Origin of the sequence: Citrobacter sp. TBCS-14, assembly GCF_005280805.1 — a bacterium.
Classification (GTDB): Bacteria; Pseudomonadota; Gammaproteobacteria; order Enterobacterales; family Enterobacteriaceae; genus Citrobacter; species Citrobacter gillenii.
The window spans coordinates 1-220 of the sequence record NZ_SZWM01001255.1 but is presented as its reverse complement, the minus strand read 5'-3'; the positions used below and the strand labels follow the sequence as shown (position 1 = coordinate 220).

1 protein-coding gene is annotated in these 220 nt (G+C 57.7%); it reads left to right on the top strand.

Annotated features, from left to right (window positions below):
* Window positions 1-220 (top strand): phosphate acyltransferase (locus FDX22_RS27190; RefSeq protein WP_255433090.1); only part of this gene is annotated, 220 nt, incomplete at both ends.

The window sequence follows — 220 nt, the reverse complement described above, 5'->3', positions numbered from 1 at the left end:
CCCTGATGCTGGAACAGGACGACGTTGACGGTCTGGTTTCTGGTGCAGTTCACACCACCGCGAATACCATTCGTCCACCGCTGCAGCTGATCAAAACTGCACCGGGCAGCTCTCTGGTATCCTCCGTGTTCTTCATGCTGCTGCCGGATCAGGTTTACGTCTACGGCGACTGCGCGATCAACCCGGATCCAACCGCAGAGCAGCTGGCAGAAATCGCGAT